At 62.5% G+C, this 24,309-nt stretch carries 24 protein-coding genes; 18 read left to right on the forward strand and 6 right to left on the reverse strand.

Features of this window, described 5'->3' with window-relative positions; translation table 11 throughout:
- The first annotated feature begins 366 nt into the window (after window positions 1-366).
- On the forward strand, window positions 367-588 hold the full coding sequence (locus JYU29_RS17010) for a hypothetical protein (protein WP_213986042.1): 222 nt from the start codon (window positions 367-369) through the stop codon (window positions 586-588).
- Window positions 589-642: 54 nt separating this feature from the next.
- On the opposite strand, the gene JYU29_RS17015 is transcribed toward JYU29_RS17010, so the two are convergent.
- The 3 genes from JYU29_RS17015 to secA form a co-directional block, all read right to left on the reverse strand.
- On the reverse strand, window positions 643-1,932 hold the full coding sequence (locus JYU29_RS17015) for a GNAT family N-acetyltransferase (RefSeq protein WP_213986043.1): 1,290 nt from the start codon (window positions 1,930-1,932) through the stop codon (window positions 643-645).
- Window positions 1,933-3,348, reverse strand: coding sequence for a lipopolysaccharide biosynthesis protein (locus JYU29_RS17020; protein WP_213986044.1), 1,416 nt, complete (start codon window positions 3,346-3,348; stop codon window positions 1,933-1,935).
- 128 nt (window positions 3,349-3,476) lie between these two features.
- Window positions 3,477-6,239, reverse strand: coding sequence for a preprotein translocase subunit SecA (gene secA / locus JYU29_RS17025; RefSeq protein ID WP_213986045.1), 2,763 nt, complete (start codon window positions 6,237-6,239; stop codon window positions 3,477-3,479).
- A gap of 288 nt (window positions 6,240-6,527) precedes the next feature.
- On the opposite strand from secA, the gene JYU29_RS17030 reads away from it, so the two are divergent.
- The 6 genes from JYU29_RS17030 (at window position 6,528) to JYU29_RS17055 (ending at window position 10,882) form a co-directional block, all read left to right on the forward strand.
- Window positions 6,528-7,547, forward strand: a complete 1,020-nt coding sequence (locus JYU29_RS17030) for a peptidylprolyl isomerase (protein ID WP_213986046.1) — start codon at window positions 6,528-6,530, stop codon at window positions 7,545-7,547.
- 174 nt (window positions 7,548-7,721) lie between these two features.
- A complete protein-coding gene (argJ, locus tag JYU29_RS17035) occupies window positions 7,722-8,963 on the forward strand; it encodes a bifunctional glutamate N-acetyltransferase/amino-acid acetyltransferase ArgJ (RefSeq protein WP_213986047.1) in 1,242 nt (413 codons plus the stop codon).
- 9 nt (window positions 8,964-8,972) lie between these two features.
- Entirely contained in the window at window positions 8,973-9,773 is an 801-nt protein-coding gene (locus tag JYU29_RS17040) for a GNAT family N-acetyltransferase (protein ID WP_347879918.1), read from the forward strand.
- Window positions 9,770-10,186 (forward strand): (deoxy)nucleoside triphosphate pyrophosphohydrolase, encoded by a 417-nt coding sequence (locus JYU29_RS17045; protein ID WP_213986048.1) that lies wholly within the window; start codon window positions 9,770-9,772, stop codon window positions 10,184-10,186. The genes JYU29_RS17040 and JYU29_RS17045 overlap by 4 nt, the downstream gene beginning before the upstream one ends.
- A gap of 128 nt (window positions 10,187-10,314) precedes the next feature.
- Window positions 10,315-10,620 (forward strand): hypothetical protein, encoded by a 306-nt coding sequence (locus JYU29_RS17050; RefSeq protein WP_250157539.1) that lies wholly within the window; start codon window positions 10,315-10,317, stop codon window positions 10,618-10,620.
- Between the two features lie 85 nt (window positions 10,621-10,705).
- The gene (locus JYU29_RS17055) at window positions 10,706-10,882 is read left to right on the forward strand and encodes a Flp family type IVb pilin (RefSeq protein ID WP_213986049.1); all 177 of its coding nucleotides are present in this window, start codon (window positions 10,706-10,708) and stop codon (window positions 10,880-10,882) included.
- Between the two features lie 2 nt (window positions 10,883-10,884).
- Here the strand turns inward: JYU29_RS17055 and JYU29_RS17060 are convergent, their stop codons facing one another.
- A complete protein-coding gene (locus tag JYU29_RS17060) occupies window positions 10,885-11,751 on the reverse strand; it encodes a methyltransferase domain-containing protein (protein ID WP_213986050.1) in 867 nt (288 codons plus the stop codon).
- A gap of 29 nt (window positions 11,752-11,780) precedes the next feature.
- On the opposite strand from JYU29_RS17060, the gene JYU29_RS17065 reads away from it, so the two are divergent.
- The 4 genes from JYU29_RS17065 to JYU29_RS17080 all read left to right on the forward strand — a co-directional run bounded on the left by JYU29_RS17065 (window position 11,781) and on the right by JYU29_RS17080 (window position 14,207).
- Window positions 11,781-12,587: a ComF family protein gene (locus tag JYU29_RS17065; protein ID WP_213986051.1), complete on the forward strand. Its 807-nt coding sequence runs from the start codon at window positions 11,781-11,783 to the stop codon at window positions 12,585-12,587.
- Window positions 12,588-12,651: 64 nt separating this feature from the next.
- Window positions 12,652-12,906, forward strand: a complete 255-nt coding sequence (gene grxC, locus JYU29_RS17070; protein WP_213986052.1) for a glutaredoxin 3 — start codon at window positions 12,652-12,654, stop codon at window positions 12,904-12,906.
- A 9-nt stretch (window positions 12,907-12,915) separates the two neighbouring features.
- Window positions 12,916-13,785: a carbon-nitrogen hydrolase family protein gene (locus JYU29_RS17075; RefSeq protein ID WP_213986053.1), complete on the forward strand. Its 870-nt coding sequence runs from the start codon at window positions 12,916-12,918 to the stop codon at window positions 13,783-13,785.
- Window positions 13,782-14,207 (forward strand): DUF1178 family protein, encoded by a 426-nt coding sequence (locus JYU29_RS17080; protein ID WP_213986054.1) that lies wholly within the window; start codon window positions 13,782-13,784, stop codon window positions 14,205-14,207. Before JYU29_RS17075 ends, JYU29_RS17080 begins: the two co-directional genes overlap by 4 nt.
- Window positions 14,208-14,244: 37 nt before the next feature.
- Here JYU29_RS17080 and ubiG read toward each other — a convergent pair whose 3' ends face one another.
- Window positions 14,245-15,012, reverse strand: a complete 768-nt coding sequence (gene ubiG / locus JYU29_RS17085) for a bifunctional 2-polyprenyl-6-hydroxyphenol methylase/3-demethylubiquinol 3-O-methyltransferase UbiG (RefSeq protein WP_213986055.1) — start codon at window positions 15,010-15,012, stop codon at window positions 14,245-14,247.
- Window positions 15,013-15,205: 193 nt separating this feature from the next.
- Between ubiG and JYU29_RS17090 the strand changes: the two genes are divergently transcribed.
- On the forward strand, window positions 15,206-15,868 hold the full coding sequence (locus JYU29_RS17090) for a hypothetical protein (protein WP_213986056.1): 663 nt from the start codon (window positions 15,206-15,208) through the stop codon (window positions 15,866-15,868).
- 51 nt (window positions 15,869-15,919) lie between these two features.
- On the forward strand, window positions 15,920-16,219 hold the full coding sequence (locus JYU29_RS17095; protein WP_213986057.1) for a hypothetical protein: 300 nt from the start codon (window positions 15,920-15,922) through the stop codon (window positions 16,217-16,219).
- 19 nt (window positions 16,220-16,238) lie between these two features.
- On the opposite strand, the gene JYU29_RS17100 is transcribed toward JYU29_RS17095, so the two are convergent.
- Entirely contained in the window at window positions 16,239-16,967 is a 729-nt protein-coding gene (locus tag JYU29_RS17100) for a gamma-glutamylcyclotransferase (protein ID WP_213986058.1), read from the reverse strand.
- A 194-nt stretch (window positions 16,968-17,161) separates the two neighbouring features.
- Between JYU29_RS17100 and JYU29_RS17105 the strand changes: the two genes are divergently transcribed.
- From JYU29_RS17105 to JYU29_RS17125, 5 genes are all read left to right on the forward strand, one after another.
- Window positions 17,162-18,415, forward strand: coding sequence for an aspartate kinase (locus JYU29_RS17105; RefSeq protein ID WP_213986059.1), 1,254 nt, complete (start codon window positions 17,162-17,164; stop codon window positions 18,413-18,415).
- A gap of 75 nt (window positions 18,416-18,490) precedes the next feature.
- Complete coding sequence (gene ptsP / locus JYU29_RS17110; RefSeq protein ID WP_213986060.1) at window positions 18,491-20,761, forward strand: phosphoenolpyruvate--protein phosphotransferase; 2,271 nt, start codon at window positions 18,491-18,493, stop codon at window positions 20,759-20,761.
- 15 nt (window positions 20,762-20,776) lie between these two features.
- On the forward strand, window positions 20,777-21,841 hold the full coding sequence (prfA, locus tag JYU29_RS17115; protein WP_213986061.1) for a peptide chain release factor 1: 1,065 nt from the start codon (window positions 20,777-20,779) through the stop codon (window positions 21,839-21,841).
- 9 nt (window positions 21,842-21,850) lie between these two features.
- A complete protein-coding gene (gene prmC, locus JYU29_RS17120; RefSeq protein WP_213986062.1) occupies window positions 21,851-22,714 on the forward strand; it encodes a peptide chain release factor N(5)-glutamine methyltransferase in 864 nt (287 codons plus the stop codon).
- 380 nt (window positions 22,715-23,094) lie between these two features.
- On the forward strand, window positions 23,095-24,120 hold the full coding sequence (locus JYU29_RS17125) for a DUF4167 domain-containing protein (protein ID WP_213986063.1): 1,026 nt from the start codon (window positions 23,095-23,097) through the stop codon (window positions 24,118-24,120).
- Window positions 24,121-24,309 lie beyond the last annotated feature (189 nt).

Raw genomic sequence — 24,309 nt, forward strand, 5'->3', positions numbered from 1 at the left:
TCCTGATGCGGCATGAAGGTTCCAGTTAGAAATGACGATGCTCGTAAGGCGCCGAATACCAGTTCGGCGTGAACAGGTGGTTGATTGCATTGGCAGAAACTGAGGGGACGCACGCGGGATTGCCGCTTCCGCGCAGCGTTCCACGCACAAGCGGGCGGCTTCTCCGTCCAGTCACAAAAACATAATCCTACGGTCGGGAAAAAGCCGAAATGACACGCTAGAAGCAGCTTGTTCCCAAGCGAGCCTCCATGGGCGGACGAGGGAACGATCTGCAGACAGTTAAAATTGCTCTCGCCCGGTTAATGCTTGGGCATGAGCTGTGATCGAAACTGTATTTTGAAGAAGCGATGTGAAGAGGAGGACGTCATGGCGCCGCCCATTAGAAGCATCCAAGACGTAGTCAATCAGTACCTTTTGTCCAGGCGTTCCAAGATGTCGGCAATTTCCACGGCCGATGCCACACGAGCAATCAAATCAGTCTTGCCGGCCTTTTCGGCAAGCGATCGGGAGATAGAAGATCTTATTGTGGCTGCGGCCGCGCAACGCGGCATGGCGCTGCATTTCGATATGCCGCGCACGGCTGTCTGAAACACAGCCTTTCAGCGAGGTTTCTTTCCTGTTGAAGTTCGATCGGGCGGTGTTTTAGCGACGCCGTCCGATCAGTTTGCGGATCCTGTTGCGCACCAGACGCGCCATGTTGCGGCTTTCGCGATAAAGATGGATCTGCTGCGCGGCCTGCCGGACATGGCGGTCCGTATCCGGCGTCAGGCCGATGATCATCGTTCCAAAATGCGCGCGTTCGCTCCAGATCCGGCTCATCACGGGATGATCGGGAACAGCGCAGGAATCGGTGACCTGGATGTTGGGGTCGTCCAGATGCGTGCGGGTCGCTTCGATCGCCAGAAGCGTGCCGGGCGAGAAGGCGGCATAGGTCTCGTCGTAAGCTGTCTTCCAGGTATAGGCGACGCCGTTTTCGATGAAAACGATCAGCACCGCGATCGGCTTGTTGTCGAGCGACAGAACATGGGCGCGGCAGTTGTCGGCCTCCGACAAGCGATAAACGGCCTCGCGCGCGAAGGCGGCGCGATAGCGGTCGATCGCCATGGCCGAGCGTTCACGGCCCTTCCAGCCCCCCATTTCCAGCGTCAGAAAGGCTTCCGTGGCGATGCGCACATCGTCGGACTGGCGCGACGCGGTGTAATCCAGCCTGCCCTTTTCGCTCAGCCGGCGCTTCAGGCGCTTGAACTCGCGGAAATGGTGGGCGCTCAGCGCGAGCCTGAGATAGGTGTCGCCTTCCAGCTCACTTTGCAGGAACGGCCGTTCCACCTTGTCCACCGTGTCGAGCGGCAGGTTGCGGGTTTCGCTGACATGGCGAAGCAGACCGGCCACGGGACCGTCGAGCCGGATGTCGGGCAAAACAAACGCTTTGGGGAAGTGAAGGTGCGGGCGTGCCATCATGGCGAGAAAATCTTCAATCACGCCGATCGGATCGTCGCGGTCGATCAGCGGGGTGCCGAGCGGTCCGAACGGATTGGCCCAGCTGCGCAAAACGGGAACGGCGAGCGGCACGCCGGGACGCTCGATCGAAAAAGGCAGAAGCAGGCGCAGGCGGCTGCTGTCGCCTTCGCCGTCGCGCATCACGGCCAGGCGGATCTCGCGGTCTTCCAGCCGTGGCATTGCAGGGGCAAGGAAGCGCGGATTGAAAAAGACGTTGGGCTCCACCGTGCGCGCGCACAGATGGTCGAGTTCCTTCACCAGATCAAAGCCTGCGGTCGCCGGATAGATCGCAAGGCGGCGCAAAGGGCGCGCCGGGCCCATGTTTTCGATCTGCTCACCATGGTTGAGAATGCGCGGCGTGAAACCGGCCAGTTGCGAGATCATCGAGCCTGAGCTCGATGTGCTGAGTTCTTCCAGGATCGGGATAGCGGCCATCTATGAACTCCTGCCGCGAGCCGGCGTGGCTTGAAGGCCGATCACCATCACCAGTCCAAGCTTGATCCAAACAACAACCGCAAGCGCGATCGCCTCGAAGATCATCGCGGCGGAGGTGGCGACGGCTGCGCCCCAAAGCCCGATCTGTGGGATGAGAACGGCATTGCAGACCAAGTTGACTGCAAGCGTCGCCGCATAAACGCCGGCGCAGATGTTTTGTTGCCCGCTCATCGTGAGCAGGCTTTCAGCCGGCCCAACACTGGCGCGCGCGATCACGCCCGCCACCAGTACGAACAGAAGCGGGTAGCCGGCGGTAAATTCCGCGCCGAACAGCGAAAGGAGTGGCCAGCCGGCCGCGAGCACGAACACGCCCATGCCGACGGACGGCCAGAAGGTCCAGCTCACCGTTTCGCGCGCAAAATCCGCCAGCCGGCTCGTTTCGCCGGCATGGATCAGCTGCGCGTAACGCTGGGCCGCGCCTGTTTTCACGGCGAAATACACGAAGTGCACCAGCGCCAGCGTTTTCACCGTCGCGTAATAGATCGCGACATCATGCGGCTCGAGGTAAAAGCCAACGATCAGCACGTCCGCATTGGTGAGAAGAAAGGTGAAGCCTTCAATGAAAAAGATCGGCAGGGACACGGCCAGCCATGTCCGCATGTCGATGTGGCGCGGACCGTGCCCGACGACGCGATCGGCAGGGCCGGTGACGCTGAACACCTGATAAAGGGCCGTGCAGTAAGTGGCGGCGATGGCGGCGATCAGCGAGGTCTGGGCATCGGGCTCCCAGCCGGCCAGAAGCAGGCCGGCCATGAAAAGGAGCAGCAGGGTAGGACGCACGACATAAGCGGGAGCGAGCGCTGCAACCGCCCAGGCATTGGCGCGGGCGATGCCCTGCAGCGTGTCCGACAGCGCAATCATCGGCAGCATCACGATTCCGAGCGCGAAGGGCACGATGTAATAAGGCTCTACCGAGCCGGAAAAGAGATACAGGCCCAGCGCGCCCAGTGCTGCGATCAGGCTGGAGGCAACCAGCGTGAAGATCCTGCTGCCGAACAGGATGCCGCGCAGATGATCGGGGCGGCCGGTCTCGCGATATTCGGGAATGAAGCGGATCACCGCCGTATGAAAGCCGAAGCAGGACAGGTTGCCGAGGATCACCACAGCCACCCAGACCAGCACGAAGATGCCGTATTCGAACGAGCCCATCCAGCGGGCCATGAAGACCTGGCTGATGAAGGCAATGGCGGCGCTTAAAATTCGGATCGCGAAGGCGATCAGCGAGATACGGCCGGCCTGGTCCCGCGCATCGCGTGGGATCAACAGGGCGTCGACCTGGTCGAGCAATGGACGAGCCCGGCTCGCCAACCGCTTCGGCAGGAAACGCTCGGCCGTCGTTGCCGCCGAAAAACGCACACACATACTCCGACTTCGATGGCTTTCCCTTAGCCCGAAGTCTTTAAAAAACGGTTCGGGGCGCGAGCGGGGATAAGATGCCGCGCGCCAACAAAAAAGCCGGCGCTAAGGGCCGGCTTTTTGATCGATCAGGCTTCTGTCGGAGCAAAGGCACCGTGACAGTGCTTGTATTTCTTGCCCGAACCGCAGGGGCAAAGCTCGTTGCGGCCAACCTTGCCCCAGGTGGAGGGGTCGTTCGGATCGCGGTCTTCCGGTGCGACGATGCGGCTGTCTTCGCGCTCGATCAGCGCCAGATCGCCACCGCCCTGGTAGATCTCACTTTCGTTGAAGTCGTCTTCGCCCGTGGTGGCGTCGATATGTTCGCCGAACATGGCCGGTGCTTCCGGCATTGGCTCTTCGGCCGCCTGGCGCACCAGTTCCACGCGCATCATCTGGCTGGTCACGACCTCGCGCAGGTTGGCGAGCATGGCCTGGAACAGCTCGAACGCTTCGCTTTTGTATTCGTTGAGCGGATCGCGCTGCGCATAACCGCGCAGACCGACCGCCGAGCGCAGATGATCGAGGTTGACGAGATGCTCGCGCCACAGATGGTCGAGCGTCTGAAGCAGGATCGACTTCTCGACATAGGCCAGAACATCCGGACCGAAACGCTCTTCGCGCGCCTTTGCGGCGGCATCGGCGGCTTCGGTGATGCGGGCATGAACGTCGTCTTCGGCGATGCCTTCTTCGGCCGCCCATTCCACGATCGGCAGATCGAGGTTGAGCCCTTCGCGCACGGCTTCTTGCAGGCCCGCCACGTCCCACTGCTCGGCATAGGCGTTTTCGGGCATGTGCTTGGCGACGAGCGCGTCGATCACCTCTTCGCGCATTTCCTTGACGACTTCGCCGAGTTCCTCGCCTTCCATCATCTCGATGCGCTGTTCGAACACCACCTTGCGCTGGTCGTTCATCACGTCATCGTATTTCAGGACGTTCTTGCGCATGTCGAAGTTGCGCGCTTCGACCTTCTTCTGCGCCTTTTCCAGAGCCTTGTTGATCCAGGGATGGATGATGGCCTCGTCTTCCTTGAGGCCGAGGCGCTGCAGCATGGAGTCCATGCGGTCGGAGCCGAAGATGCGCATCAGGTCGTCCTGAAGCGACAGATAGAACTTGGAGCGGCCCGGATCGCCCTGACGACCGGAACGGCCGCGCAGCTGGTTGTCGATGCGGCGCGATTCGTGGCGTTCTGTGGCGAGCACGTAAAGGCCGCCGGCCGCGATCGCGATTTCCTTCAGGCGCTTGATGTCGTCCTTGATCGCCTGTTCGGCCGCATCACGCTCCGGACCTTCCGGCATGTCGCCGAGTTCCTGCGCGATGCGCATGTCGGCATTGCCACCGAGCTGAATGTCGGTGCCGCGGCCCGCCATGTTGGTGGCGATGGTAATGGCGCCCGGCGCGCCGGCCTGGGCAACGATCGTCGCTTCCTGTTCGTGGTGGCGGGCGTTGAGAACCTGATAGCCCTTCACGCCGTCCTGGCGCAGGCGTTCGGCCAGCAGCTCGGACTTTTCGATCGAGGTCGTGCCAACCAGGATCGGCTGGTTCTTCTCGGCCGCAGCCTTGATCTCGCGGGTGATCGCCCGGTACTTTTCCTCGACCGTGCGATAGACTTCGTCGTCTTCGTCGAGACGCTGCACCGGCAGGTTGGTCGGCACTTCCACGACTTCGAGACCGTAGATGTTGCCGAATTCTTCCGCTTCGGTGGCAGCCGTACCGGTCATGCCGGCCAGCTTCTTGTACATGCGGAAGTAGTTCTGGAAGGTGATCGAGGCCAGCGTCTGGTTTTCGGGCTGAACCTGAACCTGTTCCTTGGCTTCCAGCGCCTGATGCAGGCCTTCCGAATAGCGGCGGCCGGGCATCATGCGGCCGGTGAATTCGTCAATGATGACGATCTCGCCGTTGCGAACGATGTAGTCCTTGTCGCGCTGGAACAGGCGGTGCGCCTTCAGCGCATTGTTGACGTGATGGACGATCGAGACGTTTTCGATGTCGTAAAGCGAGTCGCCCTTGAGCTGGCCGGCTTCGCGCAGCAGGTTCTCGATCTTCTCGGTGCCTTCTTCCGTGAAGTTCGCCGTGCGCTGCTTTTCGTCGACCTCGTAATCGGCCTCGTCCAGACGCGGAATGAAGGTGTCGATCGCGACGTAAAGATCGGACTTGTCTTCCAGCGGGCCGGAAATGATCAGCGGCGTGCGCGCTTCGTCGACCAGGATCGAGTCCACCTCGTCGACGATCGAATAGTTATGACCGCGCTGCACCATCTGTGCGCGCTCATATTTCATGTTGTCTCGGAGATAATCGAAGCCGAGTTCGTTGTTCGTGCCATAGGTCACGTCGGCAGCGTAGGCGGCCTTGCGCTGGTCGTCGGAAAGTCCGTGCACGATGATGCCGGTGGTCAGACCGAGGAAGGAATAAAGGCGGCCCATCTGTTCGGCGTCGCGGCTGGCCAGATAGTCATTGACCGTCACGACATGCACGCCCTTGCCTTCAAGAGCGTTGAGATAGACCGGCAGGGTCGCGACCAGCGTCTTGCCTTCGCCGGTGCGCATTTCGGCGATGTCGCCTTCATGCAGAACCATGCCGCCGATCATCTGAACGTCGAAGTGACGCATGCCGAACACGCGCTTGGACGCTTCGCGAACCGTCGCAAAGGCTGGAACCAGCAGGTCGTCGAGGCTGCGGCCCTGTGCGATCTGCGCCCGGAACTCGTCGGTGCGCGCACGCAGGGCTTCATCGGAAAGCCCCGTCAGTTCCTGTTCGAGCGCGTTGATCGCATCCACCTTGGGGCGGAATCCTTTGACGCGACGATCATTGGACGATCCGAAAATCTTGCGGGCGAAGCCGCCGAAGCTGACCATCCTGTGGTCCTTTCAATCGTAAACCGCGAAGGCGAGGCCGGGCCACCCTGTTTCAACCCGATCCGTCTCGGCTGTCATCTGGAAATAGAGCGGAATGAACGAAATGGGCGCCTGAATCCGTTCTGGACGCAAAGTTGTGGGAGAGATAAGAGGGGGCCCGAGCGATGTCAACGCTGCGCGAAGTGCACTGGTCAACCTTGAATTCCGACACATTTGATGTGGCTGAGTTAGCGAAGGGCGGTCAGCGAAGCGACCGTCACCCGAGTTTTCCATCCTGGAGATGACTTCATGTCTTTTTCTTTCCACCGTCCGCTCGCGGCCGCGCTCCTGACCGGAGCCCTTCTCGCCAGCACCAGCTTCGGCGCGCTGGCCCAGAGTGATGCCGTTGTTGCAACGGTGAACGGCCAGCAGATCACCGAAGAACAGCTGACGCTCGCCGAAAGCGATCTCGATCCGCAGTTCGCGCAGTTGCCGCCGGAACAGAAGCGCGCTGCCGCCCTGTCGGCGCTGATCGAAATCAAGCTCCTGTCCGCCAAGGCCGAAGCCGATGGCCTGGCCGACAAGCCCGAATTCAAGCAGCGCATGGAATTCCTGCGCCAGCGCGCGCTGCACAGCGCCGTTGTCGAGCAGGAAGTGGCGGCCGGCGTCACCGACGATGCGATCCGCGCCCGTTACGACCAGGAAATCGCCAAGCAGCCGGCCGTGAACGAAGTTCATGCCCGCCACATTCTGGTGAAAACCAAGGAAGAAGCCGACGCGATCATCAAGCAGCTCGATGAAGGCGGCAACTTCGAGGAAATCGCCAAGGAAAAGTCGACCGACGGCGCGGCAGCGCAGGGCGGCGATCTCGGTTATTTCGGTCCGAACCAGATGGTGCCGGAATTCGAGAAGGCAGCCTTCGCACTCGAGCCCGGCCAGTACACCAAGGAGCCGGTGCAGACGCAGTTCGGCTTCCACGTCATCAAGGTGGAAGACAAGCGCGAACAGCAGCCGCCGGCTTTCGAGCAGGTCAAGGATCAGGTTCGTTCGCTGATCCTGCGCGACAACTATCTCAAGCTGGTTCGTGATCTTCGTGGTTCAGCCGATGTGGAAATCCCGGATCCGGCGCTGAAGGCGACGGTGGAATCGATCGACAAGGCCCAGTCCGGCCAGGCCGGCGGCGAAGCGGATGCCGAAGGCGACGCGGCAACGGACGAAGCTCCGGCCACCGAAGCGCCAGCTACCGAAACGCCAGCCACCGAGACGCCTGCAACAGACGCTCCGGCCGGCGAAACCCCGGCTGAAGAAGCGCCGGCCACGCAGCAGTAAGCGCAGGCCATTTGACGACGATACAAAGGGCGCTTTCGAGCGCCCTTTTCTTTTGTTCGACGCTCAAGCGAAACGTGGCGATCGCAGGAAATCCCCTGCAGCGTCTTGCGCGCGGCAGGCCCTTGCGCCAAACGGGACACACCGATCCTGAGGCCGCTTGTTTCGAGGCAGATCATGTCCACCACCATTTCCCCGCTCGCGCCGAAATCTTTTCCCGATATGCCTGATATCGACGGCGTGCGGATCGCAACCGCGCAGGCCGGCATCAAGTACAAGAACCGTACTGACCTGCTCGTGATGCTTTTCGACGAAGGCACGGCGGCTGCCGGCGTGTTCACGCGCTCGCGCTGCCCATCGGCGCCCGTTGATCTATGCCGTCAGAACCTGGCCGGCGGACAAGCGCGCGTGCTGGTGGTGAATTCGGGCAATGCCAATGCCTTTACTGGCAAAAAAGGGCGCGACACCACGCAGGCCACCGCGAAGGCCGCCGCCGCTGCCGCCAACTGCGACGAGGCCAACGTGTTTCTGGCCTCCACCGGCGTAATCGGCGAGCCGCTCGATCCCGCCCGCTTCACGCATCTTCTGGGTGATCTCGCCGCGTCCGCCGAGCCGTCGCTGTGGGCCGATGCCGGCAAGGCGATCATGACCACGGACACCTATCCGAAATATGCCACGCGCTCGGTTGATCTCGGCGGCACGACGGTGACGATCAACGGCATCGCCAAGGGTGCCGGCATGATCGCACCGGATATGGCGACCATGCTGTCCTTTGTCGCCACCGATGCCCCGATCGCGGCACCCGTGCTGCAGGCGATGTTGTCGGAAGCCGTGGGCGGTACGTTCAATGCCGTGACGGTTGATAGCGACACCTCGACCAGCGACACGCTGATGCTGTTTGCCACGGGCAAGGCCGCCAGCCGCGGTGCGCCGGTGGTCGATAAGATCGACGATCCGCACCTCGAATCCTTCAAGACCGCTCTGGCCGATCTCCTCAAGGTGCTGGCGCTGCAGGTCGTGCGTGACGGCGAGGGCGCGCGCAAGCAGGTCGAGATCACCGTCACCGGTGCTGAAAGCGACGCCTCTGCCAAGCGCATCGCGCTTTCGATCGCCAATTCGCCGCTGGTGAAAACGGCGGTGGCCGGCGAAGACGCCAATTGGGGCCGCGTGGTCATGGCCGTCGGTAAATCCGGCGAACCGGCCGATCGCGATCGTCTGGCGATTTCCTTCGGCGACATCCGCGTCGCGCATGAAGGCGAGCGCGATCCGGCTTATTCGGAAGCCGCGACCTCGGCCTATATGAAGAACGACGAGATCCTGATCACGGTCGACCTCGGGTTGGGCGAGGGGAAGGCCACCGTCTGGACCTGCGATCTCACCAAGGAATATGTCGCCATCAACGGTGACTACCGGTCGTAAGGAGCGGATGTGCCAGATCATCTTCCCGATCGTTCGCTGCATCTCGGGCTCGTGCGCCGCTTCGAGGCGGCCGGCTTTCGCGCCTGGCCGGCGGCCGACGTTCATTATGACGGGACGTGGGTGATCCGGCTGACCCCCGGCCATGACGCCAAGCGGCTGAACTCGGTCAACCCGCTCGATCCCGGCGATCTCCATGATCTCGACAACCGCATCGCGCGTGCGGCCGAACGGTTCGCCGCTGCCGGTCGGCCGCTGACCTTCCGTTTGTCGCCGCTCGCCGGTGAAAAGCTCGAAGCCCATTTCGATGCGGCGGGCTGGGATACGGTGCGGCCCTCGCTGGTGATGGCGCTCAGCCTCGAGGGCGACACGCCGGTCGGTGATGCGATGGACCAGATCCCGTTGAAGGATGTCGACCGCTTCATCACGGCGGCCCTCGAAGTGCATGGGCTTGGTCCCGTTCGCGCGCCGGGGCTGACCGACATCATCCGCGCTATCGAGCCGGAAGTCGGGCTTTTCGCGCTGGAAGCCGAGACCCATCCGCTGGCATCTGCCATCTGCGTGCAGGATCGCGATCTTGCCGGCCTGTTCGAGGTCGCGACCCACAGGAATGTGCGCGGTCAGGGTTATGGCCGCCGCGTCGTGTTGTCGGCGCTGAAATGGGCCAAACTGCGCGGTGCAAAGCTCGCCTGGCTTCAGGTCGAAGCCAACAACGAAGTCGCCATCAAGCTTTACCGCTCGATCGGGTTTGAAGCGGTTTACGGCTATCATTACCGTCGCCCGAAAGGCGCGGTCGAGGACGTTGTGTCATGAGCGAGACCCCGTCGAAGAAGCTCGTTCTGGTTGTCGCCTGCGCGCTTGTCGATGCCGACAACCGAGTGCTTCTGGCCCAGCGGCCGGAAGGCAAGTCGCTGGCAGGCTTGTGGGAGTTTCCCGGCGGCAAGGTCGAACCCGGCGAAACGCCGGAACTGGCGCTGGTGCGCGAGTTGAAGGAAGAGCTCGGGATCGACACCAAGACGGCCTGTCTCGCGCCGCTGACCTTTGCCAGCCACACCTATGACAGCTTCCACCTTTTGATGCCGCTTTATGTGTGCCGCCGTTATTGGGGCACGCCGCAGCCCTTGGAAGCGCAGGCGCTAAAATGGGTGAAGCCCAAGCAGTTGCGCGATTATCCCATGCCGCCTGCCGACGAGCCGCTGATTTCGCACCTCGTCGATCTGCTTTGAGAAAGCCCCTTTGAATCGGGCTTGTCGGCCAAACCTTACCGAGAGGATTAACAAACCTTTTAATGGTTCGTGACAATTTGAAGGCAACGGCAGAGCCAGAACTGCCGATGCTTACAGGAGAGTCAGCGATGCGCAGGGACATGCACTTGCCACCGGAGCCGAGCAGGCACGAAGCCTTCTTCTCGGCTTGCCGATCCGTTCTCGTTCGCTCGGCGCTGCTTTTCAGCACAGCCGGCGTGGCGCTCACCTTGTTTCTGGCCCCGATGATGGTGCGTGAAGAGCGCGGCGCGATCGGCAATCCCGGCATCGACTACACCGCCACCGGGAGCATCGGATCCGCCGGTGATTATACGATCCGCCGGAGCGTTCTTTCGCGCGATCCAAGCGGCGTTTGCGTCATCCGCTCCGATGGCCGCCAGGTCGGCGACTGCTGAAAGCTTCAACTCTCTGCTTTGCGAAAGCCTAATCTTAACCCGTCACTGGGAGGATGCGCCTGTGTAAGGGAGTTGGGCATCCGAGATGATCCGGCGTTTCATCAAGGACGAGCGCGGGACCGCCATGGTTGAATATGCCATGATCCTCGCCTGTATCATGCTTGTCATGCTGATCGGCTTCAGCCGGACAACGGACGCGCTCGCCTATCTCTGGGGCAATAACAACAGCCGCCTCATCCAGGTCTTGTCCACCGACCAGTAAGATCAGCGCGGCTTCAACGCTTCGGCCAGCGACGCCGTTGCACTGCCGCGCGCGGCCGGCTTCTGCTGCGAGGCATGCGGCGCCCAGCCCGACAGCCAGACGATCGAAAACGTCGCGCGGATGCGGCCATCGGGATCGGAATAGCGTTCGGCATAGATCTCGGATGCGCGCATGAACAAGGCCATGCTCGCCGGCTTTCTGGCCCGCGCAATCATCGGATTGGCCGCGCCCATCGCGCGCAGGTCCTTCATCAGCGCGAACAGATTGTCGTAGCGCACCGTCAGAGTTTCGAGATCGGCCACCGGCAAGGCAAAGCCGGCGCGTTGCAGCAGTCCGCCGCCGTCGCGCACATCGGCGAAGGGCAGCACACGCGGGCTTGCGCCACCGCTCAGTTCCGCTTCCGCCTGAAGAAAACTGTCGCGCATTTCGGCCAATGTGCCGGCGCCGGGAAAGGCTGCCAGAAACAAGCCGTCCGGCCGCAGCGCGCGGCGGATCTGGATCAGGGTGCCCGGAATGTCGTTTGCTTCATGCAAGGACAGAAGCGACACGATCAGGTCCATGCTTTCGGGTTCGAGCGGCACGGTTTCCGGCGCTGCGATCCGGCCGTCGCTGCCTTCGAGCAGTTCTGGAAGCGCTTCGACCCGCGTGACATGATCGACCTTGCCGCTCGCCTGCAAGGCCGCCGCTGCATGGCCGGTCAGCGAAAACAGGGTCGCTGCATCCGCAAAACGCCGATCGACCGTTGCCAGCCGCTCGGAAAGATCGTCCGCGCTCAACCGCATGAGGAAGTCCACGCCGGCGGCGGGACCTCCCAGAAGGGCGCGGCGCTTGTGCTGCAGGCTCAGCGCGGTATCGACAATCGGCTCCAACGCTGGCACTCCTGATGCATCATGAACGGATGGCTGGGTCTTACGTGTTTGCCGCGCCCTTGATCAAGACACGGCTTTTGTTTGCGCCCGTCTGGCTTGCGCGGGCTGCGGCCAAGCTCCTGTTTCCGCCGATCTGTCTGGGCTGTCAAACCCAGGTCGCGGTTCCCGGCTCGTTGTGCGGGATATGCTGGGCCAATCTCAGGCTGATCGAACAGCCGTTCTGCCCAGTCATGGGGACGCCGTTTCGCGAAGATCAGGGCGAGGGCTTCCTGTCGGCCGAAGCCATCGCCAACCCTCCGCCCTTCACCCGTTTGCGCTCGGCCGCCATTCACACCGGCCTTGCCCGGCGCATGGTGGGTGATCTCAAATATCGCGACCGCACCGATCTTGCGCCCTGGATGGCGCGCTGGATGCTGCGCGCCGGCAGCGAACTCATCGGCGAAAGCGACCTCATCGTCGCCGTACCCTTGCACCGCCGCCGCTTCTTTCAGCGCCGCTACAACCAGTCCGCCGAACTCGCCCGCAGCCTGTCGGGTCTGACCGGTCTCACTTTCGAACCCGATCTCATCAACCGCACCCGTCCCACGCGCCAGCAGGTCGGTCTTCATGCCAGGCAGCGGCAAGATAATGTTCGCGGCGCCTTCCGCGTCGATGCGAAAGCCAAGGCCAAGCTCCGCGGCAAGCGCGTGCTGTTGATCGACGACGTTTACACCACCGGCGCCACCGTCTCCGCCGTATCCCGCACCCTCCTGCGCAACGGCGCGGCTGCCGTCCACGTCCTCACCTTCTCCCGCGTCCTGCCCGACCAGCTCGATCTGGAAGAGGACGAGGCGTAAGGGCTTCCAGCCGCTCTTGCGCATCTCTATATAGGCGGCTCAAGGATTTCGGATGGGAACGCTTATGGCTGATGTTGTGATCTATACGCGCGTAGGCTGCGGCTATTGCACGGCGGCCAAGCGGCTGCTCGACAAGAAGGGCGTGGCTTATACCGAGCATGATGCGAGCTTCTCGCCCGAACTGCGCCAGGAAATGATGACGCGCTCCAAGCGCTCGACCTTCCCGCAGATCTTCATCAACGACACCCATGTCGGTGGCTGCGACGATCTTCATGCCCTGGAAGACGCCGGCAAGCTGGACCCGATGCTGGCAGCCTGAGGACGTCCAATGGCGATTTTCACCGCTGCGGCCGTGCAGATGTGTTCGGGCACCGACATTGCCGAAAACGTCGCGGCGATGGAAAAACTGGTGCGCGAGGCCGCTTCATCAGGCGCCACCTATGTGCAAACGCCTGAAATGACCGGCGCGCTCATGCGCGACCGTCAGGCTTTGCGCGCCACCTTGCGCAACGAGGACAGCGATGGTGTGGCGCAGGCCGGCGCGCGTCTGGCCCGCGAACTCGGCATCACGCTCCATATCGGCTCCACCGCCATTCTGGTCGGCGATGACAGCGAAAACGGCAAAGTCGCCAACCGAGCTTTTCTGTTTGGGCCGGATGGCCAGCGCCTCGCCACCTACGACAAGATCCACATGTTCGATGTCGATCTCGACAAGGGCGAAAGCTGGCGCGAATCCGCCACCTATCAGCCGGGCGAGAAAAGCGTCGTCGCCACGCTGCCGTTTGCCACGCTTGGCATGGCCGTGTGCTACGATCTGCGCTTTCCGCAGCTGTTCCAGGCGCAGGCGCTGGCTGGCGCCGAGGTGCTCACCGTTCCCGCCGCCTTTACGCGCCAGACCGGTGAAGCGCACTGGCATGTGCTGCTGCGTTCCCGTGCGATCGAAAACGGCGCCTTCGTGATTGCGGCTGCCCAGTCCGGTCTGCATCAGGACGGGCGCGAAACTTTCGGCCATTCGCTGATCGTGGATCCCTGGGGAGCGATTTTGGCGGAAGCCACAAGCGGCGAACCGCAGGTGGTCACCGCCGAGATCGATACGGCAAAGGTGGGGGAAGCCCGCAACAAGATCCCGAACCTGCGCAATGCCCGCACCTTCGACGTCGCGCGTGTCGGCACGCAAGGGCAGGCTGCGGCGGAATGATCTCCTATTCGCTTCATTGCGCCGAAGGCCACGACTTCGAAGCCTGGTTTCGCAATGCCGATGATTATGATGCGCAGGCGCAACGCGGTCTCGTGACCTGCCCGACCTGCGGTTCCGCCAAGGTCAACAAGGCGCTGATGGCGCCGGCCGTGTCTACGGCCAAGCGGCGCGAAACGCTTGCACTGGCCGCCGGTGCGGAACAGGCCAAGATGATCGCGCAACTGCAGGAGCTCGCGCGCAAGGTGCGCAGCTCGGCCGAGAATGTCGGCGACAAGTTCGCGGAAGAAGCGCGCAAGATCCATTTCGGCGAAACGCAAGCGCGCGGCATCTACGGCGAAGCCACGCTTGAAGAAGCCAAAAGCCTCGCCGAAGACGGCGTCGGCTTCCTGCCGCTGCCGTCTTTGCCGGAAGAAAAGAACTAGCTGGCGTTGCGGAGGCGCGTGGTGGCCTCCTTCTGCCTCAGTTGAAGCCCGGGCGTTCGGCTAGGACCATGTAGTTCACGTCCATGTCGCGCGATTGGGACCAGCGGTCGGCGATGGGGTTGAAGGTCACGCCGGTGCGGTCGATCACGCTCAAGCCACCGGCGGAAAGGGCCTTTTCCAGTTCCTCCGGCCGCACCAGCTTTTCATATTGATGCGTTCCGCGCGGCAGCCAGCCCAGCACATATTCGGCACCGATGATGGCGAGGCCCCAGGCTTTCAGCGTCCGGTTGATGGTCGCCACGAACATGATGCCACCCGGCTTCACCATGGCCGATGTTTTGGAAATGAACAGGTCCACATCGGCGACATGCTCGACCACTTCCATGTTGAGAATGACGTCGAACTGTTCGCCGGCATCGGCTAGGGCTTCGGCGGTCGTGGCGCGGTAGTCGATGGTGAGATTGCTTTCGGCCGCATGCAGCTTGGCGACCTCGATGTTCGTTTCGGAGGCGTCGGCACCCACGACGGTTGCACCCATGCGCGCCAGCGGTTCGCACAACAAGCCGCCGCCGCAGCCGATATCGAGAATGCGCAGACCATCGAACGGCCTGGCGGAAAGGGGATCGCGTCCGAAGCGGGTTGCCACCTGGTCGCGGATATAGGCCAGCCGCACGGGATTGAACTTGTGCAGGGGCTTGAACTTGCCGGTCGGGTTCCACCACTCGGCCGCCAAACGGGAAAAGCGCTCGACTTCGCCTGTGTCGATCGTGGTTCGGCCGATCGTGGTTTGCGCTGCATCCGCCATGACAAAGGATCTCCGGTTAGGCGCTTTCCAAGTCGGGCGCTCCTGCGGTGAAGTCAAGGGAATAGGAAGAACGCCTGCGTGTTCGATTGACGCGGTTTGATCTCGACATGCAGGCATGCAGCCGCCAGAATAAGGGGGCATCACCGGTCCGCCGAGGGATCAAACACGGGATCTGGTGGTTCGCAGGGGTAGAATGATCTGGCGTCGGTTTGTGTTGGCCGCAGCGGGCCTTTTGTCGTGCGTGGTTGCGTCCGCGGCGGAGTTCCGCACGCAGCTCGATGGCGGCGGCCAGGACATCACGCTGTTCGGCCCGCGTCTGGCCGCCGTGCCGGGCGCGCAGATCGACGTGCCGCGCGGTGCTGCCGCTGCGATCGAGCCGTTCACGGGAACGCTGATCTTTTCCGAAACACGGCTGGGCGCGACCGTTCCGGCGATCGAGGTCGAGGTGCAGCTGACGAAGAACCCCTTGTTCTTTCCAGCCTTCCGCCTGCGCTTCAGCACGGTTGGCAGCGATCTGATCCCGGCTACGCAGGAAATCATTCGCGTCGGCTCTCTTCCCGGCGATGCCGGCTATTGGGATGTTCAGGTCGGCCGGGGAAAAGTGTGGTCGGAACCAGCCGATGGCGGCTGGTCGCGTGGCGCCTTTCCGTTCCTGCTCGTGTCGCCGGCCGGGGACAGCACGCATCAGGGGAGGGCGACCTTTTTGTACCGCGGCGGGGAAGTGGGCGTGACGACCTACCAGATCTTTCCTTCAACCAATGAAGACGGTCGCAAGAGCCTGGCCGCAGCCGGAGCCCTGACGCCCCGGTTGGAGCGCGAGATTTTCGAGCCGACTGACAAGAGTGTCGTTGATTGAGGATGGTGCGGCTGCGCCCGGTCTGCTCGGCCTTGATGCGAGCCTTGCGCCATGAGCGAGCCTGAGGCCGCAAGTCTGATCGCAGAGATTGCCGCGAAAACGGACGCTGCCATCGCGCTGGCGCAACAGCGTTCGGCTGGGGAAACGGTGGACTGGCGCCGGCGCTGTTACGCGGTGCTCGCCGCCAACCTTCTTTCCTATAAGAACAGCCTGCTGGAAGGCCGCCTTCCACCACCCGGCACGGGAACAGGCTGGGGCGCGGGCAAGGCGCTCTCCGAATGGGACCTGGACGATGAGGTAATGCTTGCGGCAGTCGCAGCAGCGGAGGAACTGTATCGCGACGGGGCTTGATGCGGGCAAGTGCCCGTCATCAGCCTGCAGCGCGATCCACGCCCTGCGCGGCATCGATCCGCTTGGCCGTGAGTTCCTGCAGCCGCCAAAGATAGCGGTCGTGAATGCCCAGTTCTTCCAGATGCGTCACGGTGTTCCAGAGATATTCCACCATGGAGCCACGAAAACCGCAGGCGGTGGCCAGCACATCGGCGGTTTGTTCGTCGCTGAGATCGCCGATGTAACGACCGCTCTTGCGGTTCATGGCAAAGGTCAGAACGGTGAGGCGGCCTCCTTCCGTTTCCACGGGAATCCAGCGCGGCGGAAAGGCGGTCGGCCGCATGCTCATTTCGCGGCGGAGCAGGCGGTGCATGTTGGCTTCGAGCGCATCGTCGGGCAAACGAAAGATCACGCCGGTGCAGGAGCCGCCACGATCGAGCGCCAGCATCACGCCCGGCTGGTCGCGGTTACCGCGAAAGCGGTAGTCCCAGCCCAAACAAAAGGCGCGATGCCAGCCGCGTGCCCGCGCAATCTTTTTGTCGGTGAAATCGAAATCCGGGTTCCAGATCAGCGAGCCATAGGCGAACACCCACAAACCGTCTTTCGGAGCCTGCGCGATCAGCTCGGCGGCGATTTCGTTGTAATCGTCCTTTGTCATCTGCACCATGCCGGGCAGGGGCTGGAAGCCGGGATCGGGGATGGTTCTGGCAAGCCGTGCCACGTGGTCTGCGGTGAGCGTCAAAGATCTCGGCTTGCTGAAACGGGGCATGAACGGTCCTGCTGGTGCTGCAAACAAAGGTTAGGCATTCGATCCGCGGAAGCAACCCAGTTGCTTGCGCGGTGCCCGGCTTTTGGTTATGGACGCCGCATCCGCCTGCGGTTTACCCGAAGGCATGTTCAAGCATTCAAGCGCCAAGTACCTCGACCGGGATATGCGCGTTTAACTCCAAAGGCAGCAGATCCGTGGCGCGTATCGTGATGAAATTCGGCGGAACATCCGTCGCCGACATCGCCCGCATTCGCGTGGTGGCCCAACACGTCAAACGCGAAGTCGATGCCGGCCACGAAGTCGCGGTCGTGGTGTCGGCTATGTCCGGCAAGACGAACGAGCTGGTTGCCTGGACGCGCGATGCGTCACCCATGCATGACGCGCGCGAATATGATGCCGTCGTGGCGTCGGGCGAGCAGGTCACGGCCGGCCTTCTGGCGATCGCCTTGCAGCATATCGGCATCGATGCCCGCTCCTGGGCTGGCTGGCAGATCCCGATCCGCACCGATGGCGCGCATGGTGCGGCCCGCATCACCGATATTGACGGTTCGGAACTCGTGCGCCGTTTCGGCATCGGTCAGGTGGCCGTGATCGCCGGTTTTCAGGGCATCGGCCCAGACAATCGCATCGCCACGCTTGGTCGCGGCGGCTCGGATACGAGCGCTGTTGCCATCGCCGCTGCCGTGAAGGCCGATCGCTGCGACATCTATACGGATGTCGACGGCGTTTACACGACCGACCCGCGCATCGAGCCCAAGGCACGCCGCTTGAACCGCGTTTCCTTCGAGGAAATGCTGGAACTGGCCTCGCTCGGCGCCAAGGTTCTGCAGGTTCGCTCGGTCGAGCTTGCCATGGTTCACAAGGTGCGCACCTTTGTGCGCTCTTCTTTCGAGGATCCCAACGCGCCGGGGATGGGGGATTTCGACAATCCGCCCGGCACACTCATTTGCGACGAGGATGAAATCGTGGAACAGCAGGTCGTGACCGGTATCGCTTATGCCCGCGACGAAGCGCAGATATCGCTGCGCCGCGTTTCGGATCGTCCGGGCGTCGCAGCCGGCATCTTCATGCCGCTGGCCGAAGCCAACATCAATGTCGACATGATCGTCCAGAACATCTCCGAGGACGGTTCGCGCACCGACATGACCTTTACCGTGCCGGCCGGCGACCTCGACAAGGTCCGCGTCGTGCTCGAGCAGATCCAGAAGGACATCGGCATCGACACCGTTCAGTCGGAAAGCGGCATGGCCAAGATTTCCGTTGTGGGCATGGGCATGCGCTCCCATGCCGGTGTCGCGGCCGCCGCTTTCAAGGCGCTGGCCGATCGCGGCATCAACATCCGCGCGATCACGACCTCCGAGATCAAGATTTCCATTCTGATCGACGCGGCCTATACCGAATTGGCGGTTCGTACGCTTCATTCGGTGTATGGACTGGACAAGCAGTAGCTTAAACGCTCAATTTCGGCGTGAGGTTGGTTGGCCAGCGAGCACCTTTCGCCGGCCGTAAAGGTGATTCGATCAATGCGTGACCAGGCCGCAGGACCGCGAGTGCTTCTCAAGCGTCTGCGCGAGCTCATGGCCGAAGCGCTGGAGCCGCAGGAACGCCTCGACCGCATCGTGCGTGAAATCGCGCAGCAGATGGTGGCCGAAGTCTGCTCGCTTTACGTGCTGCGCTCCGACTCGGTTCTCGAACTCTACGCCACCGAAGGTCTGAATCCCGGTTCGGTCCACTTGGCCCAGTTGCGGCTGGGGCAGGGCCTTGTCGGCACGATCGCGGCCTCGGCCCGCGCGCTGAACCTGACCGACGCGCAGCAGCATCCGGCCTTCGCCTATCTCCCCGAAACCGGCGAAGAGATCTACAATTCCTTCCTCGGCGTGCCGGTCTTGCGCGCAGGCCGCACGCTCGGCGTTCTGACCGTCCAGAACCGCACGATGCGCCATTACCGCGAAGACGAGATCGAGGCGCTCGAAACCACCGCGATGGTGATTGCCGAGATGATCGCAACCGGCGATCTCGCGCGTTTGACGCGCCCAGGCCTTGAGCTCGATCTCACACGCCCCGCTTCCTTTGCCGGTCTGGCCTTCAACGATGGCGTCGGCCTCGGCCATGTCGTGCTGCACGAGCCGCGCGTCGTCGTCACCAACCTCTTCAACGAAGATTCGGACGAAGAACTCGGCCGTTTGACCGATTCCCTGAACTCGCTGCGCTTGTCGATCGACGACATGCTGTCGCGCCGCGATGTGGCGTTCGAGGGCGAACATCGCGCCGTGCTCGAAGCTTACCGCATGTTTGCGCATGATCGCGGCTGGGTGCGGCGTCTGGAAGAAGCCGTGCGCAACGGTTTGACAGCCGAAGCCGCCGTGGAAAAGGTTCAAAGCGACATGCGCGCGCGCATGCAGCACATGACCGATCCTTACTTACGCGAGCGGATGAGCGATTTCGACGATCTCGCCAACCGGCTTCTGCGCCAGCTGCTTGGCCGCGGGCCGGACGGTCTGGGCGAAGCTCTTCCGCGCGACGCGGTTGTTGTGGCGCGCTCGATGGGTGCGGCCGAACTGCTCGATTATCCGCGCGACCGTATTCGCGGCCTCGTTCTGGAAGACGGCGCGATCACCAGCCACGTGGTGATCGTTGCGCGCGCCATGGGCATTCCCGTGTCCGGTCAGGTCAAGGGCGCCGTGTCCATGGCCGAAAACGGCGATGCGATCATCGTCGATGGCGATGAAGGCCAGGTCCATCTGCGACCGCAATCGGATGTTGAAGCGGCTTATGCCGAAAAGGTGCGCTTTCGCGCCCGCCGCCAGGAGCTTTACCGCGAAACCCGCGACCGGCCGTCCGATTCCCGCGACGGCGTTCACATCGACCTTCTGATGAATGCGGGCCTCGCCGTCGATCTGCCGCAGCTCGATGAATCGGGTGCAGCCGGCATTGGGCTGTTTCGCACCGAACTGCAGTTCATGGTGGCCGCCACTTTCCCGCGTGCCGAAGCGCAGGAGCGGTTGTATCGCGACGTGCTGGATGCTGCTGGCACCAAGCCCGTCACCTTCCGCACCATCGATATCGGCGGCGACAAGGTGCTGCCTTACTTCAAGGGCGCGGTGAACGAGGAAAATCCGGCACTCGGCTGGCGCGCGATCCGCTTGACGCTCGATCGTCCGGGCTTTCTGCGCACTCAGCTGCGCGCGCTTCTCAAGGCCGCCGGCGGGCGCGAACTGCGTTTGATGCTGCCGATGGTCACTGAGATCGACGAGATCGTGCAGGCGCGCGATCTGCTCGACCGCGAAGTGCGCCATCTCTCACGCTTTGCCCATCATCTCCCGACCAAGCTGAAGCTCGGCGCGATGCTCGAAGTGCCGTCGCTCCTTTGGCAACTCGACGAGTTGATGGCGGCCGTGGATTTCGTGTCGGTTGGCTCCAACGACCTGTTTCAGTTCATCACCGCCACAGATCGCGGCAGCGCGCTCCTGTCGGACCGCTTCGATCCCCTGTCGGCGCCGTTCCTGCGCGCGCTCAAGCAGATCGTGGATGCCGGTCATCGGCACAAGACGGCGGTGACCTTGTGCGGCGAACTCGCTGGGCGACCTTTGTCGGCCATGGCCTTGATCGGTCTGGGTTTCCGCTCCATCTCCATGTCGCCGGCCGCGATCGGTCCGGTGAAGGCGATGTTATGCGAACTGCCGGTGGCGGAACTCGAGATTTGCATGGCTGACCTGCTCGCCTCACCCAACGCCCAGCACTCGGTTCGCCCGCAGTTGCAGGCTTTCGCCGCCAAGCACGGCGTGCCGCTCTGATATCTTGGAATCCTGATGGTCAATCTTCCTGCTGAACGCATGGATCAGATGCTGCGCCGCTTCGACTTCGTTGAAGCGCAGATGTCGGCCGGTCCAGATGCCGAAACCTATGTGAAGCTCGCCTCGGAATATTCCGAGCTGCAGGAGATCGCAGCCAAGATCCGCGAACTCAATGCCGCAAAGGCCGAGCGCGCCGATCTCGATGCCATGCTGGCTGACCCTGAAATGCGGGCGCTGGCGGAAGCCGATATTCCGGGTCTCGATGAGCGGATCGAAGAGCTCGAGTCCGACATTCAGATCCTGCTTCTGCCGCGCGATGCCGCCGACGCCAAGAACGCGATCCTCGAAATCCGCGCCGGCACCGGCGGCGACGAAGCCGCGATCTTCGCCGGCGATCTTTTCCGCATGTATGAGCGCTATGCCTCGACCCAGGGCTGGAAGGTCGAGCTGGTTTCGGCCTCGGAAGGCGAGGCGGGCGGCTACAAGGAAATCATTGCCACCGTGTCGGGCAAGGGCGTGTTTTCCAAGCTGAAATTCGAATCCGGCGTGCATCGCGTTCAGCGCGTGCCGGCCACCGAAGCCAGCGGGCGCATCCACACCTCGGCGGCCACCGTGGCCGTTCTGCCGGAAGCCGAGGACGTCGATATCGAAATCCGCAACGAAGACATTCGCATCGACACGATGCGTGCGTCGGGTGCCGGCGGCCAGCACGTCAACACCACGGATTCGGCCGTGCGTATCACGCATATTCCGTCCGGCATCGTTGTCGTGCAGGCGGAAAAATCCCAGCACCAGAACCGCGCCCGCGCCATGCAGATCCTGCGCGCGCGTTTGTTCGATGCCGAGCGTACAAAGCTGGCGGACGAACGCTCCGAAGCACGCCGCCTTCAGGTCGGGTCGGGCGATCGCTCCGAGCGCATCCGCACCTATAATTTCCCGCAAGGCCGCATCACCGACCACCGCATCAACCTCACGCTCTACAAGCTCGATCGCGTCGTTGAAGGCGATCTCGACGAGTTGTTCGATGCGCTGATCGCCGATCATCAGTCGACGCTGCTTCTGGCGCTCGGCGATGCCTGATTACCGTCCATGACAAGCGCATCCCAAGCGCTGCGGATGGTTCGCGACGCGTTGCGCAGCGCTCGGATCGAGGGTGCCGACTTCGATGCGCGCTTGTTGTTCGAGCATGTTACCGGCCTGAGCGCACTCGATCTGGTGCGTGACCCCCATCATGTCTTGACGCAGGAGCAGCTGGCCGCGCTTGAAGCCGCTCAAACCCGCAGGATTGGCGGCGAGCCGGTTCACCGCATTCTCGGCTATCGCGATTTTCATGGGCTTCGTTTCAACCTGTCGCCCGACACGCTGGAGCCGCGCCCCGACACCGAAATCCTCGTTGATGCCGTGGCGCCCTGGCTGCGCACGCGCCTGACGGCGGCCGGTTCCTGCCAGGTGCTCGACCTCGGCACGGGTTCGGGCGCTATAGCCGTTTCGCTTCTGAAGGAAGTCGCGGGGTTGAAGGCGGTTGCAACCGACCTGTCGGCCGGCGCGCTCCAAACGGCCAGCGGCAATGCCCGGATTAACGGCGTGGCGGATCGGTTCGAGACCGTTCGCTCCGACTGGCTTGCGGATGTGACGGGCCGCTTCGACGCCATTGTGTCCAACCCGCCTTACATCGCCAGCGCCGTTATCGCCGATCTGTCGCGCGATGTGCGCGATCATGATCCGATGCGGGCTCTGGATGGCGGAACGGATGGGCTCGATGCCTATCGCGCCATCGCCGAGGGCGCTGAGCGGTCTCTTGCGCCAGACGGGATCATCGGTCTGGAGATCGGCTGGGATCAGAAAACCTTGGTTTCAGCGCTGTTCGAGCGCGCCGGGTATCGCCTGATCGACGCCCGCAAGGATTATGGCGGCAACGACCGCGTGCTGATCTTTGCGTTCAAACAGGCCTGAACCAGCGGATCCGCTGCGCCTTTGGGTCGTGCACAACAAGGGTTTGCCCGAAAAAGCACTTGGCAAGGCCGGTCTTTGTCTCTAGGGTCAAAGGCACCGGATGACGAAGCAGGCAGTGCCGTTACCGATTCGGGATCCAAGAACTGATACTGCCTTCTTGCGTGTTGAGCGCCTGTGCTTCGTGCGGGGATCGTTCGGCAAGTGACTTAGGAAAAGATGACGTCACGGCGGTGGACTGCCGCGCTTTGTGCGCAGCAAGCGGCCCAAACACTGACAGATCGGATTGTCCGGTGACGGCGTGTATCACGCGGCCAGGCATCCCTTCCGCGATCCCGAAACTCCCCTTCTTCAGTTTATGAGCTAGGTCAGAAAGAACTAGGATGAGGCCACAACAGCAAAACCGGCGTATGCGCGGGCGCAACGGCGGTAACAACAATAATAACAACAACAACCACAACAATAACCGCAAGGGCCCGAATCCGCTGACCCGCTCCTATGAGAGCAATGGGCCGGACGTGAAGATCCGCGGTTCTGCGATGCAGATTGCCGAAAAATACACGACGCTGGCGCGCGATGCGCAAAGCTCGGGCGACCGCGTGATGGCCGAAAACTATCTGCAGCACGCCGAGCACTATAACCGCATCATTGCAGCCGCTCAGGCCCTGTTGCCGCAGCCGGTCGCGCGCGATCAGCGCAGCGATTTCGATGAAGACATGGACGATGAGTCCGAAAACGGCGATCAGAACCAGTCCGGCCAGAACGGCGACCAGCCGCGTCAGGGGCAGGATGGTCAGCGCGAACAGACCGACAACCGTGACAACAACGATCGTCGCGACCACCGTGACAATCAGGGTTATCGCGACAATCAAGGTCAGCGCGATGGCCAGGGTCAGCGCGAAGGCCGCGACAATCGCGAGCCACGCGAAGGCCGTGAACCACGCGAAGGCCGTGAAGGTCGTGAACCACGCGAGGCCCGTGAGCCACGTGAAGGCCGCGAACCGCGCGAACGTCGTCCGTATCGCGATCGCGACCAGCGCAACCGCGTCGATGGTTCGGGTCCGCAGCCGGTGATCGAAGGCGTTCCGGCCGAGGTCGCGCATGGCAATGCGCAGGCAATCCAGAGCCAGCAGGACGCACAGGAAAAGCCGTCCGCAAACACCGCTGAACAGCCGGCTGCTTCTGCACCGGCCGCACCCCAGCCGGTTGCCTCCGAGGCCGCCGCGCAGGTGCCGGGTTCGCCGCAGGCTGCCCAGGTTGAGAGCGCTCCCGTCGATGCTGTTTCGGGCGGCGAGGGCGAAGAACAGCCGGTTCGCAAGCCGCGCAAGCCACGCAAGCCGCGGGTTCCCAAGGGCGAAGGTGTTGAAGTCGGCGCCAATGACGACCAGCCGGTCGAGGCTGCCAGCTAGGAAACTGACAAACAACCGATCATGAAAAATGGCGGGGCGAAAGCTCCGCCATTTTTCGTTTCACGCGTTCTTGAGCGCGCTTTTGCCAACACCCATATTCCTCCTTGAACAGGGTCTGCCATCTGGAGACCCGTCATCTGACACTTGGCCGGTGCCGCAAAGCGGGCTGGTTCAGGGAAAGGGACTGAA

Source organism: Tianweitania aestuarii (genome assembly GCF_018457165.1).
GTDB classification, from domain to species: Bacteria; Pseudomonadota; Alphaproteobacteria; order Rhizobiales; family Rhizobiaceae; genus Tianweitania; species Tianweitania aestuarii.